This is a genomic window from Leucobacter sp. M11 (genome assembly GCF_035726885.1).
In the GTDB taxonomy this organism is placed as follows: domain Bacteria; phylum Actinomycetota; class Actinomycetes; order Actinomycetales; family Microbacteriaceae; genus JAPFRB01.
Map to the genome: position 1 here is coordinate 207,505 of NZ_JAPFRB010000002.1, position 10,378 is coordinate 217,882.

Annotated in this window: 18 protein-coding genes; 5 read left to right on the forward strand and 13 right to left on the reverse strand. The window is 60.5% G+C overall.

Features of this window, described 5'->3' with window-relative positions; genetic code table 11:
- The 5 genes from OOT08_RS05180 to OOT08_RS05195 all read right to left on the reverse strand — a co-directional run.
- Positions 1-407, reverse strand: a 407-nt coding sequence (locus tag OOT08_RS05180; protein ID WP_325091505.1) for a hypothetical protein, incomplete at its 3' end; no start/stop codon positions are given.
- Positions 407-577 (reverse strand): hypothetical protein, encoded by a 171-nt coding sequence (locus OOT08_RS05185; RefSeq protein WP_325091506.1) that lies wholly within the window; start codon positions 575-577, stop codon positions 407-409. The genes OOT08_RS05185 and OOT08_RS05180, both read right to left, overlap by 1 nt.
- 185 nt (positions 578-762) lie before the next feature.
- The gene (locus OOT08_RS19100) at positions 763-1,125 is read right to left on the reverse strand and encodes an HNH endonuclease (RefSeq protein ID WP_442916185.1); all 363 of its coding nucleotides are present in this window, start codon (positions 1,123-1,125) and stop codon (positions 763-765) included.
- Positions 1,052-1,357, reverse strand: a complete 306-nt coding sequence (locus OOT08_RS05190) for a hypothetical protein (protein WP_325091507.1) — start codon at positions 1,355-1,357, stop codon at positions 1,052-1,054. Before OOT08_RS05190 ends, OOT08_RS19100 begins: the two co-directional genes overlap by 74 nt.
- Complete coding sequence (locus OOT08_RS05195) at positions 1,354-1,569, reverse strand: hypothetical protein (protein ID WP_325091508.1); 216 nt, start codon at positions 1,567-1,569, stop codon at positions 1,354-1,356. Before OOT08_RS05195 ends, OOT08_RS05190 begins: the two co-directional genes overlap by 4 nt.
- A gap of 66 nt (positions 1,570-1,635) precedes the next feature.
- On the opposite strand from OOT08_RS05195, the gene OOT08_RS05200 reads away from it, so the two are divergent.
- A complete protein-coding gene (locus tag OOT08_RS05200; RefSeq protein WP_325091509.1) occupies positions 1,636-2,118 on the forward strand; it encodes a hypothetical protein in 483 nt (160 codons plus the stop codon).
- 149 nt (positions 2,119-2,267) lie between these two features.
- Here OOT08_RS05200 and OOT08_RS05205 read toward each other — a convergent pair whose 3' ends face one another.
- The 5 genes from OOT08_RS05205 to OOT08_RS05225 form a co-directional block, all read right to left on the reverse strand.
- Entirely contained in the window at positions 2,268-3,107 is an 840-nt protein-coding gene (locus OOT08_RS05205; protein WP_325091510.1) for an AAA family ATPase, read from the reverse strand.
- A 9-nt stretch (positions 3,108-3,116) separates the two neighbouring features.
- Positions 3,117-3,941, reverse strand: a complete 825-nt coding sequence (locus OOT08_RS05210; RefSeq protein WP_325091511.1) for a PD-(D/E)XK nuclease-like domain-containing protein — start codon at positions 3,939-3,941, stop codon at positions 3,117-3,119.
- Entirely contained in the window at positions 3,938-4,111 is a 174-nt protein-coding gene (locus OOT08_RS05215) for a hypothetical protein (RefSeq protein ID WP_325091512.1), read from the reverse strand. Before OOT08_RS05215 ends, OOT08_RS05210 begins: the two co-directional genes overlap by 4 nt.
- A 376-nt stretch (positions 4,112-4,487) precedes the next feature.
- Positions 4,488-4,892 carry a hypothetical protein gene (locus tag OOT08_RS05220; protein WP_325091513.1) on the reverse strand — a complete coding sequence of 135 codons (405 nt, stop codon included), beginning with the start codon at positions 4,890-4,892 and terminating at the stop codon, positions 4,488-4,490.
- A gap of 200 nt (positions 4,893-5,092) precedes the next feature.
- Positions 5,093-5,284: a hypothetical protein gene (locus OOT08_RS05225; RefSeq protein ID WP_325091514.1), complete on the reverse strand. Its 192-nt coding sequence runs from the start codon at positions 5,282-5,284 to the stop codon at positions 5,093-5,095.
- A gap of 840 nt (positions 5,285-6,124) precedes the next feature.
- Here OOT08_RS05225 and OOT08_RS05230 point away from each other — a divergent pair.
- Positions 6,125-6,508: a hypothetical protein gene (locus tag OOT08_RS05230; RefSeq protein WP_325091515.1), complete on the forward strand. Its 384-nt coding sequence runs from the start codon at positions 6,125-6,127 to the stop codon at positions 6,506-6,508.
- A gap of 159 nt (positions 6,509-6,667) precedes the next feature.
- Here the strand turns inward: OOT08_RS05230 and OOT08_RS05235 are convergent, their stop codons facing one another.
- The 3 genes from OOT08_RS05235 to OOT08_RS05245 are packed head-to-tail and all read right to left on the reverse strand — an operon-like array spanning position 6,668 to position 7,986.
- Positions 6,668-7,432: a BRO family protein gene (locus OOT08_RS05235; protein ID WP_325091516.1), complete on the reverse strand. Its 765-nt coding sequence runs from the start codon at positions 7,430-7,432 to the stop codon at positions 6,668-6,670.
- Positions 7,433-7,434: 2 nt separating this feature from the next.
- Positions 7,435-7,683, reverse strand: coding sequence for a hypothetical protein (locus OOT08_RS05240; protein WP_325091517.1), 249 nt, complete (start codon positions 7,681-7,683; stop codon positions 7,435-7,437).
- A gap of 48 nt (positions 7,684-7,731) precedes the next feature.
- Complete coding sequence (locus OOT08_RS05245) at positions 7,732-7,986, reverse strand: helix-turn-helix transcriptional regulator (protein ID WP_325091518.1); 255 nt, start codon at positions 7,984-7,986, stop codon at positions 7,732-7,734.
- 144 nt (positions 7,987-8,130) lie between these two features.
- On the opposite strand from OOT08_RS05245, the gene OOT08_RS05250 reads away from it, so the two are divergent.
- The 3 genes from OOT08_RS05250 to OOT08_RS05255 are packed head-to-tail and all read left to right on the forward strand — an operon-like array spanning position 8,131 to position 10,147.
- On the forward strand, positions 8,131-8,610 hold the full coding sequence (locus tag OOT08_RS05250; protein ID WP_325091519.1) for a helix-turn-helix domain-containing protein: 480 nt from the start codon (positions 8,131-8,133) through the stop codon (positions 8,608-8,610).
- A gap of 32 nt (positions 8,611-8,642) precedes the next feature.
- A complete protein-coding gene (locus tag OOT08_RS19105) occupies positions 8,643-8,978 on the forward strand; it encodes an ImmA/IrrE family metallo-endopeptidase (RefSeq protein ID WP_442916198.1) in 336 nt (111 codons plus the stop codon).
- On the forward strand, positions 8,978-10,147 hold the full coding sequence (locus OOT08_RS05255) for a tyrosine-type recombinase/integrase (RefSeq protein WP_325091520.1): 1,170 nt from the start codon (positions 8,978-8,980) through the stop codon (positions 10,145-10,147). The genes OOT08_RS19105 and OOT08_RS05255 overlap by 1 nt, the downstream gene beginning before the upstream one ends.
- Positions 10,148-10,378: the final 231 nt, after the last annotated feature.

The window sequence follows — 10,378 nt, forward strand, 5'->3', positions numbered from 1 at the left end:
GTAAGGCGAACTTCTTCCGAACCATCACCGAAGTTCGGCCGAACGTTCGCAGGTTGTTCGGGCGAACGTTCGGGGGTTGTTCCCTTACGTTTCGCACGAACCTTCCGCATCCGCTCACGCGACGCCTCACGCTCAGCCTCAACATCCGCCTTCATCGGCTGGTAATCCTCCCAGTCCTTGAACTCGTACCCCTCCGGGTTCACAAGCCACAAACCAGCCGCCACAAGCGCGTCACAGTTCTCCTGCGTACCACCCAGCCTGAGCACCGCCGGAACCGAGATCACACCATCCGTCAGATAGTTCGCGCACCACGTCCCCGCAAGCGTCCACACACCCACATCAGCCGGCGTCAACGACAACACCTTCGGGTGCCCGTGGAAACCGTCATCAATCTTGAACCAGGGCACTACGAATCCTCCTTTCTCACGATCAGGTGCTCACAAAACGCGGCACGGTACAGGGCAGCAATATCGAAGTCACCTTCACCGGCCGCGAAATCCGACATCGCTAAGTTCTCAGCAGGACCGTCCTTCATGACCTGCTCCACGTCCCACCAGAACTGGACGTCTTCAACCACGATTTGCCTCTCTGCGCGCTTCCCGATCGGCGTGCCTGACTGCATCAGTGAACTGCCACAGAGGCCAGCCGTTGCACGGGCAAGAACCTCCGGAAATATCGGCCCGCTCGATGCACTCGTCAACGGTCTCTCCGTGCCCTGGCGGGGTGGCTACCCACCAGTTGCCGTCCTTTCTGACTGTCCACTTACCCATCGGGCACTTCCTCTCCGAGCCGTCTCACCGGCACTGTCGTTTCGTCTGCCCACGAGTTCACCGACCACCCCAACGTGTGGCCTTGGAGACTGTGAGCGATGCCGTGGCATCCTGTGTGGTTCCCCCACCCGCACAGGTGGATGAGGTTTTCGAGCGTGTGTTGGCCGCCACGTGACCGGTACTTGCGGTGGTGCATCTCAGTTGCTGGTGCCTGCCCGCATCCCTCGCAGACACCGTGGGAGCGTTCCCTGACCCCGGCCTGGATCCGGGCGGGAATCTTGCTACCCATCGAGACCCAGAGCGGCACGGATCTCGGGACGCAGCTCGTGGGCTCCAACGATCGGTTCCCCGTCATAGTCCAGGACTTCTCGATAAACCCAAGACGGCAAGCAAACCGTCCCCCCATCAAACGTTTCTTGCGGGGTAGCGAGCGCGATCAGGTTCGCGATGCGCTGCTGCTCTGCCAGGTGCAGAGTCGCGTGGACTTGGGCTGCAGCCATTTGCAATCCGGTCAGTAGGTCCTCATGGGTTGCGGTCTGAAACGCGTGCTCCATGTCAGTGATCGCAGCTTGTTTGTGGTCGGTCACTTCGCCCCGATTCCATACCGTGCGCGAAGCTCTGCCCCGATCTTGGTCAGCTCGGCATCGATCGCTGAGCACAGAGTGTCCATGTCCTCCGCGGACAGGCTTTCTCCGTGGACCCCGGCGTAAGCGTCGGTAACCCAGTCGGTGCCGTATTCGGGGTCTTCGACCAGCTGCACCACGCATTCGTGGAACACGGTCATCATTTTTGGGGTCATTGTTCCTCCAATAGGAAAGCCGCCCAGGTGAGGGCGGCGGATGTAGGGGTTCGGTAAGGTCATGGCATGAACTGGTTGGAACTTTTTTCCACGACAGCCCTCGCGGCTTTCTTCGGAGCAGCGTCTGCATTCGCTTTGAGCCTGCTCTCCGAACGCCGAGCAAAGCACCGGCGGGCAAGGATGCTGATCCAGGAAGCCATAGCCAACCATTTGTCCGCACTGGACGAGTTTGCAAAGAACTCGGTGCAACTCATTTTCACAAGGCATCAATTGACAGCGGTGGCCGGGTATTCCGTGGATGTTGAGCTCCCCCAGCCTTCTTTGGGGTTGTTGGCAGTCTCTATCGAGTCGGCATCCACGCTTCTGCCGAAAAATGGGCAAAAGGTGGTTCGCGCTGAACTGAAGGCTCTAAGGGATCCGGCGAACAAGGCATCCGGAGCAAGCGATACAGAATTTGCGAAAAACGAACAAGTCCAAGTAGAAGAGTTTTCACGCAGATTCGCTGCATGGGACGGGAAAAGCAAGACGTTTCCTAACCAAAGTCACTAATTCAAGACCATCGCCTTCGGAGAAGACGCTTTGCCACTTGGTGAGGATGATCAGGCTGAAGAAAAACGCACAAGCAGGGCTCCCACGGTTTGTAGTCGCCCTGCCTGATGATGCGTCCGCCCTCACCTTGGCAACGCCAGCAGTCCGGGTCAGGCGAAGAGGCTGGCATCTTCCGTCACCGCATCCGTGTACGTGGGCTGTGCGACCTGGTGCCGGTCGAGGCCGAGCTTCCGCCACAGCCAGTCCACACCGCCCTTGTCGAACTCGGGCAGGTCGGTTCTCGCGGGGAGCTTGTGGATCACAGACCGCGCACCCGTGAGAGTGGCGATACCGCGCTCTGGCATTTCCACGATCGCGTCCACGTCGTACGCGAGGGACCGTTGCCCCTTCACTTTCTCTGTCTTCGCGGTCGTCGGCTTCCCGTTCGCCCCGATCACCGCAACAGTGTCGAGGCGTGCGGTGAGAATCACCGGACCCTTGTGGGAGCGGACCGCGGTAAGCACGCCAGCCCATTCCTGGTTGACCTTGTTCCACAAGTCCATGCCCACGACCACTTCCCCGTTCCGGTCGGTGGATCCGCGCTTGGTCGCGAGGAACGTGGCCTTGTCTTTCAGGGTGTCCCACACGAGCGTTGCCGAGTCGAGCACGAGAAGGTTCGGCTTTCCGTCTTCTGCCGGCTGGACTGCTGCCCAGCGGATCGCGGCCGCCATGTCGGCAAGGGTCCCGTTGTGGTCCACGATCTCAAACCGGGCACCGGGGATCGCCCCGTACTCGTCAGGGTCTTTCTCCCCGAAACCGACCCAGAACGTGCGCCCCACGAGCTCAGACGCGGACGCAGCAGCCGCCTGGTACGACTTCCCAGTCTTCTCACGCCCCGCGAGGAGCAGGACAGGCCACGACGGGAGCCCGGTCGGTTTCCGTGTCCCCCGAACGCCACCAACCACATCGGGTTTCTTCGAAGGGTCAGCAGGGATAGGTACGTCAGTCATGGGTGCCTCCTAGGCGTAGTTGTCTTGGTAGTCGTAGACCGCGAACATCGGCGGTTCGGGTCTCTTGATTTCGGGCGAGTAGCCGGGCCACTCCCCCGTGTCGATGCCGTGCCGGAACCGGCGGCGCGCTTCCATCGACTTCGCGCGTCCCATCTCCCGCCACACCTGCGGGATCATGATCGTGTTCACCAGGAACGGCGCCGCAGTTTCAACCACGATGAACACCATTTCCACGTCACGCCCGGTCGCATACAGGAGGGTGTCCCCGTACTGCGCTTCCTGCACGTCGTACCCGAAGTTGTGGATTGTCCGCGCGAACTCTGTCGCTGCCGCAGACCCCGCCGTGGTCTTCAGATCGATCGCGAGGGGGCGGTCATCGGTGAGCCGATCGAACCGAGCACGCAACCGCACACCCGTCTCCGGGCAGGTGGAGAACACGGACACTTCCGGGCTCGACTCATACTCGAGCAGCTTCCTCGCGGTCGGATTCGCCAACACCGCCTCCGCCACCGCATACGCCCCAGCAAGCTCGTGTTTCAGCATCGGGACCAGCCCGGCCTCCCGGGTCTCATCCCGAGCTTCCTGAGCGGCTTTCGTGCGGTAGTTCTCGAAGTCGAGCTCCCGAACCTCCCACCCAACACCGAGGACCTTCGCGTGAACGACCGTGCCGAGATCCCACGCCTTCTTGTGGACCCGATTGCTGTCGAGGAATGAATGCTTGAACTTCGCCGGCGAATCCAGCAGCAGCTTCGCACCAGTGGACGACAGCTCATCCTTCGGTGCGTGGTATTCCTCCTCCGGGAGGTCGTACACGACACCATCACGGGCGGTCATTTGCAGACCACCGCCTCGATCTCGTCAATGTTCAAGCGCATCAAGCGAGGCTTCGCACCCTCCCAGGAGACCTCCGTGATCTGGCTGCCGTCTTTGCGTATGGTGAACTCTTTTGCCCGCAGTTTGAGCTGATTGCCGCTCTTGAAAAAGATCGTGATTTTCTTACGCATCGTTTCCTTCTTCCATGTAAGGGATCGTCTGGGACGGGCGCACATGCACCGCGCTGCGGCACCAAGGCGACGGCTCTGATGTGGCCGAGTTGTTCTGACAGTTCCCGCACCGCGTCGGCTGCACCTCACGAGGCACACGCGCCGGTGCCTGACCGATACCGTACGAAGCCTCACGCATTCGAGATCGCCGCCTTGTGGTCACGGTGCCACTGCTTCCGCTGATTCCCGGAGGGCAGTTCAGGTGAGAGCTCCCCGCAGGAACATTTCCCGCGACCAGAACCGCTCGAGTCCCAGCCGTATTCACGGATGCGCACCCCGTCAGCATCATGAGGTACCCCCTCAGACACGAGGCCGTGCCCTTTCAACGCTGTCCGCTTCATCCTTCTTCTCCTCTGATTTCGATGTCTGCCACTCCCCAGTCAGCGAGGAGCTTCGCGAATGTGTCGAGCGTCATCAGGACACCTGTTTCGCCTACACGGGTCGGGCCGATGCCTTGCCGTTTGAAAGCGACGACACCGATGTGGGCGTCGTCGTTGCCGCGTTCGATCTCGGCTTCGTCAAGCCACGGTTTGACCTTCACTTGGCCGCCGTAGTCCTTCACCTCGATCACGACGCGACGCTGTTTCAGGGTTCGCACCCCGGTGATGTCGCCACGGTCTTTCGCACCGTTCTTCGTCCGCCGCTCTACCCGGTCGTCTTCGAGGACCTCGGCAAGGTGTTTCGCGACGAGGGTTTCTTGACGAGCTCCGGCGGCTTTCGCTGATGCACGGTTCCGAGTCACAGCCGCCATCCCCGCTTCCGGGCCAGGACGAGCAGCGCCACCCAGGCCACACCAGCCAGCACGAGCAGCGCCGGGATCTCTGACAGTGCGTTATCCATACGCCACCGCCAGGGGTACAAGAAAGGCCTGCATCGCGAGGACACAGGCCAGGAGAGTGAGCGCCAGGATCACGATGAGCGCGCCCCGGAACTGCCGCGGCGTCACCGGACTGTCCATCTCTGCGACCGGTACGCGTCATCGATCGCCTCGAGCAACGCCGTCTTGTTCTCCGAGTCGTCCTGCTCCTGTAGCTCGGTGAGCACCGCGGACAGTGCGGCGACGTGCCCCACTCCGGGTGCGTTATCGTGCGTCACGAGACGCAGGTAGTCAGCCTCACGAGCTGACGAGTCCATGGGCCCCATGGTTACCCCCTCCTCATCGCGTTCACGATTTCCGTTTTCCGCAGTTCTGCACGCTCAGCCTCATCGGCGGCGGCTTCCTCGTACTCGTCCACATGGGACGCCTCGACCAGATCACGCGGCCGAATCATTTCGGCCCTCCACGCTTGCGCTTCTTTCGCCGTTCCACAGCCGCACGATGCAGCCTGGACTGCCGTAAAGCCTCTGTGCGACGTTCTCTCTCGTGTTCCGACCGGCTGGCTGCCAGTTCTTCCGGGCTCGGATTCATACCGGCTCCCTTCCTCTGAAAAGTGTTTGGTGGGGTGGTGCGCTCACCGGGACCTACCGGGGTTTCGCGCTTGTCTAGCCGTGCCCCGTGCGGGGGTGACCGTGCGCCGCCACCCGGCGACGTGTGCCCATCACAGGGCTGTACCCCTGCCCGGACTTGAACCGGGTCGACGCCTAAACGCTCAGGGGCTGCCGCTCACCCTGCGGCACTGGTTCCCCACAGCTGTGAGGCCAAAAATCGATGCCGCCGGGACATACCGGTCGGACTTCCGCAGGGCACTCGCGCACCCCGACTCACTCACCGCATCCCTGCAGCGAGCTCCCCGCACAAGACCCCTCCACGACCCCCACCATTCGGGGCCGGTATGTACCGTTCTTGTGCCGGTTATCTGTTGTGTAGTTGTCACCCGGTGTCCTGTCGTGGGGCGGCTGTGACGCGGCCCTCGAGGACGGTGAGTGTGAGTGGATGCGGCCCTGTTGAGAGGACCGCACCCCGTTTTTGGGTATGCAGTAGCCAGGCCGGGGTCGAAAGCACGGCTTGACCTACGAATTAGCTAGAGTCAGATCATGGAGTGGTATGGGTGGATCGCTTGGGGCGTTTCAATCGCAGCGAGCGGATACAGCGCCTGGCGCTGGTGGAAAGAAGACCGCAACAAAAAGGCAGTCGAGCCTCTGTGGGAGATCAGACATTTCCAGAACGACGCGTACGTGCTGGCGACCAAGCTCCCGTACACGGCGACAGAAGTCACACTCAGTGCCGATACGTTCTTCCCCATACCGATAGAAGGCGCCACCTTCACTCCACGAACCGAGAAGCGGTTCATGCCCCGCGTCCATATGGGGTTTCCGTCCGGCAGTGAGTTCACAGTCACTTGGAGTCGCCCCAAGTCAAAGAAGCTTCATACCGAAGTGCTTCTGCTTCCTCCGAAGCAACCTCGACAATCTCGATAGTTGGCGCAAACAGCGTCACCGTCACCGTCGTCAACGAACTGTCCGCGAACCGCACGTCCACGTTGCTACCGGAAACTACTGGCAGCAAATTCCCGTTGATTCGCACAGCAACTGGCAGCCGCGGCCATGGCTTCTCGATATAGATTGAGTTCGCACCCATTACGCCCCCACCTCCACCAGCTGCAGGTGCTTCCCGTACAGCCGTGCGATCGCAACAGCACCCGCCGGCGTGATCTTAAGCGTGTGCATCACCTCACCCTTGAACCGGGGCGCAGTGTGGTTCGGAACCGGGTCGAAGTACGCTGCCTTGTGCGAGTACGCCGAGTACCGTGCGATTGGTTCCTTCGCCTGTTTCGTTTCGGACCACCGGGTGACGTGCTCGACGTACACCCACTTCCGGGCGACGAGATCGGTGCGCAGCTCCCCCTCGGTCATCCCGAGCGACTTCGCAACGTTCCGGAACAGGCGCAGGTCACTGTCAGAGACATACGTGTCCACGTAGTCCACCTTCGGGGCGTCCTGCTCAACCTTCGCGGTGAGCTTCAACACCTCACTGTTGAGGTCACCGATGAGTTCGAGGCTCCGTTCGGCGAGCGTCTTCGGGGCCGAGTAGGAACCCGTCTTGCGGATCTGCGGGAGGACTTCCTCAAACACCCACCGCTCGAACTGCTCGGCTGCGGGGAGCTGGCTACGGACGATGAGGCGGAGAACGTCGGCCTCATTGATGACGCGGGCCTGCTGGGTTCGTCCGAGCGAGTCAACGATGGGGGTGTGATCCGCACCCCCACGGCAGTGCTGGCGGATCGCGTTCCCCGGCTCGGAATAGCCGAGCACAACGGCAACGTCTCGAGCGACAAACCACACGTCCCCATCGAGGGTGACGGTGCGGACCTGCTGGCCCTCGTAGATGAACTGTTCCAGCATGGCTATGCGCTCCGCTTCTTGGAGATAGGGGTGACATTCTTCTTCGGGGTGCGATGCTCACACGGCTCGTTGTCCTGCCAGGCCTCGAGGCAATCAGGCATGATCTGCCAGGTACCGCCTTTGACGCGTTGCTTGCCGTGGAGAAGATCCAGCCGACAGGCTTCGCGGATAGTGTCCGGGTGCCTCCCAGCGATGACCGCTGCTTCTTTCACCGAGAGTCTCGAGGGTCGGTGTAGAGTGTTGATCGACATGAGTTTCCATTTCTTGTCTAAGGCCCCTGTCTCTAGCAGGGGCTTTTCTTATGCGCTGCGTTCGATGGAGAACAAGGCCTCCATGGGCACATGAGGGAAAGCGAGCTTGACTCGTGCCATGAACCCGTTGGACGGTTTGACTTCTCCCTTGGTGACACGGTGAAGAGTGGGCTTGCTAACTCCGATGACGCGAGCCAGCTCTGCCTCTGTCTGAATGCCGTTTACGCGGCGCAGCTCATCGAGCTTTGGGCGGTTCAGGACGTAAGCCACATCCTGAATTTCATGAGCGAGTGCGAGGTTCATGCCTGCAACTCTAAGTGATTTTCACGGGATAGCAAGTCAATTCCATGGCCAGAACTACAACGGTGTAACCAAAACCCCGGAATCATGCGGTTCTACTCGCGAGAACTGATTGCACGCATGCAATCATTGTGTTAAGTTAGAGCCATGGAGAACAAGACGCCCTGGCAACGCTTCCTCACCCGAACCACAGACGGCATGGAGCAAAAAGACGTAGCAGAACGTACCGGGATTTCTGCAGCTACCATCTCTCGCTGGTTTGGAAAGGACACCGGGACTGCTGAGGCAGTCATCACAATCGCACGCGCCTTCGGGGACAGCCCAACCCTCGCCCTTGTGGAAACCGGCTTCCTCTCCTATCAGGAAGCAACCAAAGGCGACTTCTCCCCCGAGGAGCTTCTCGCCCGGTTCGACGAGCTTGACCTAGCACGAGAGATCGTGCGTCGCCTCGAGACAGGGGAAGCCAACGAGGCACTCACAGACCTGCCAGACGAGACTTCCGCCTCCGTGATTGTCGGACGCTTCGGGGAGACTGGAACCCTCCCCGAGGGGTTCGACCCTGAGGCGGATCTGCCTCACGCCGCATACGACGACACCGAGGAACCTGGACTTCCGGAGGAACCATAAACACTTACGATCCATGGGGGCACGGGGAGGAACTGGGGGTAGAGATCATCTACCACCCACTCCGCTCCGTGAAGGGGATGTGGGTCCCGGACAGGAACTTGATCCTGATCCGCCCCAAAATGCGCAGCTTCGTGGAGCGATCAGTACTTGCTCACGAAATCGTGCACGCAGAGTATGGCGACCCTGCCGGCCACTCTGCCAAGCATGAAACCAGGGCCAACCGCATCGCCGCGCGCAGGCTCATCAACCCGCGAGAGTGGGCCGAACTCACCCGCCTTTATACGGACGGGGACAAAATTTGCCAAGACCTCGGAGTCACACGTGAACTCTTCGAGGCATACCTGAACACAGGAAGGAGCGCAGCCTAATGGCATGGACAGAGAAGCTTCCCTCTGGTCGTTACTCAGGCGTCTACCGCCTCCCAACTGGAGAAAAGCGCCGGACCGACCAGACCTACACCCACAAAACCCCAGCAAAAAACGCGGCCGCGACACTCGAAGCCGAAGCAGCGAAGCCCACATGGAGAGACCCTCGGGCAGCATTGAAGCCGTGGGGAGAATGGAAAGCCACCTGGCTCGCAGGACGAATCGTCGACGACAGCACGAAGCGACGCGACGGATCCCGACTTAACAAGCACCTCGTCCCCAAGTGGGACACTGTCCCCCTCGCTGATATCACGAGACACGAGGTGCGAAAGTGGGCAGTTGAACTGCGCGAAAAACAACTAGCCCCTTCGACAGTGCAACGCATCATGTCGCTTTTCTCTTCTTCAATGCAGGCCGCGGTAGATGCAGAGATAATCCTGGCGAACCCCGCACAACGGCTCAAGCTCCCTTCCCCAGACAATGCAGTGGAGAGGTTCCTCACGAGGAAAGAGGCCAAGAAGCTCCTCGAGCAGTTCGGCAAAGGGAGTATCGATCGAGCTCTAGTGTCGCTCCTAATCGGTTCTGGACTCCGTTGGGGAGAGGCCATCGGCTTGCAGCGAGACCGGGTCAAATTCAAAAAAGCCACGATTCGGGTCGCAATGAACTGGGATGATGAGGCCAAGGATTTGAAGGATTACCCGAAGAGCAAGCGTCGGCGAACCGTGCCACTTCCAGATTGGGTGGCTGTTGAACTCAAGCCCCACGCCCGAAAAGCTGAAGGGCAGCTCTTCATCACCAAGGCCGGCGTGCCTATTGATTACCACAACTGGCGTCGGCGGGTTTGGGAGCCCGCATTGAAGGAGTCAGGTATCCCCCCAACGAGGATCCACGACTTACGCCACACCTACGCGTCATGGCTTATTCAAGATGGCGTTCCTCTTGAGGAGGTGGGTCGTCTTCTCGGGCACGTTTCTCCGCTGACCACGCGAAGGTACGCCCATCTTGCCGATACGCCAACCGAGGCTGTTCTCGACGCTATTCGGGACCCCTTCAAGGAGGGAAAACGTGGGGCAAACGTGGGGCAAAGTGCCACATTACAGGACCATAATCGACCTGACGACACCGGAGCGGAGATCATCCCCTTTCCCCAAAAAGAACAGTTCAGGGGCTAGATTACCCAATTTCACCACAGCGGCTCGTGTCTGGCCTTAATCCATCGAGGCCACTTTTAATCCGCGGGTCGCGGGTTCGAGCCCCGCCGGGCCCACCGAGAAACAGCCCGACCTGACGCTCTGTCAGGCCGGGCTTTTCGTTTCCCTCCGCGCTCAGCGCGGAGGCGGGCGCGATCCGGGGTGACATTTGTCACTGGCCTACGCTGGAGGGATGAGCGACATTCTCACGCC

Coding starts and splice junctions, on each gene's coding strand:
- OOT08_RS19100 (WP_442916185.1), bottom strand. CDS start 1,125: ATGACGGGGAACCGATCGTTGGAGCCCACGAGCTGCGTCCCGAGATCC.
- OOT08_RS05250 (WP_325091519.1), top strand. CDS start 8,131: ATGGAGAACAAGACGCCCTGGCAACGCTTCCTCACCCGAACCACAGAC.
- OOT08_RS05195 (WP_325091508.1), bottom strand. CDS start 1,569: ATGACCCCAAAAATGATGACCGTGTTCCACGAATGCGTGGTGCAGCTG.
- OOT08_RS05205 (WP_325091510.1), bottom strand. CDS start 3,107: ATGACTGACGTACCTATCCCTGCTGACCCTTCGAAGAAACCCGATGTG.
- OOT08_RS05255 (WP_325091520.1), top strand. CDS start 8,978: ATGGCATGGACAGAGAAGCTTCCCTCTGGTCGTTACTCAGGCGTCTAC.
- OOT08_RS05210 (WP_325091511.1), bottom strand. CDS start 3,941: ATGACCGCCCGTGATGGTGTCGTGTACGACCTCCCGGAGGAGGAATAC.
- OOT08_RS05225 (WP_325091514.1), bottom strand. CDS start 5,284: ATGGACTCGTCAGCTCGTGAGGCTGACTACCTGCGTCTCGTGACGCAC.
- OOT08_RS05240 (WP_325091517.1), bottom strand. CDS start 7,683: ATGTCGATCAACACTCTACACCGACCCTCGAGACTCTCGGTGAAAGAA.
- OOT08_RS05200 (WP_325091509.1), top strand. CDS start 1,636: ATGAACTGGTTGGAACTTTTTTCCACGACAGCCCTCGCGGCTTTCTTC.
- OOT08_RS05215 (WP_325091512.1), bottom strand. CDS start 4,111: ATGCGTAAGAAAATCACGATCTTTTTCAAGAGCGGCAATCAGCTCAAA.
- OOT08_RS05245 (WP_325091518.1), bottom strand. CDS start 7,986: ATGAACCTCGCACTCGCTCATGAAATTCAGGATGTGGCTTACGTCCTG.
- OOT08_RS05235 (WP_325091516.1), bottom strand. CDS start 7,432: ATGCTGGAACAGTTCATCTACGAGGGCCAGCAGGTCCGCACCGTCACC.
- OOT08_RS05230 (WP_325091515.1), top strand. CDS start 6,125: ATGGAGTGGTATGGGTGGATCGCTTGGGGCGTTTCAATCGCAGCGAGC.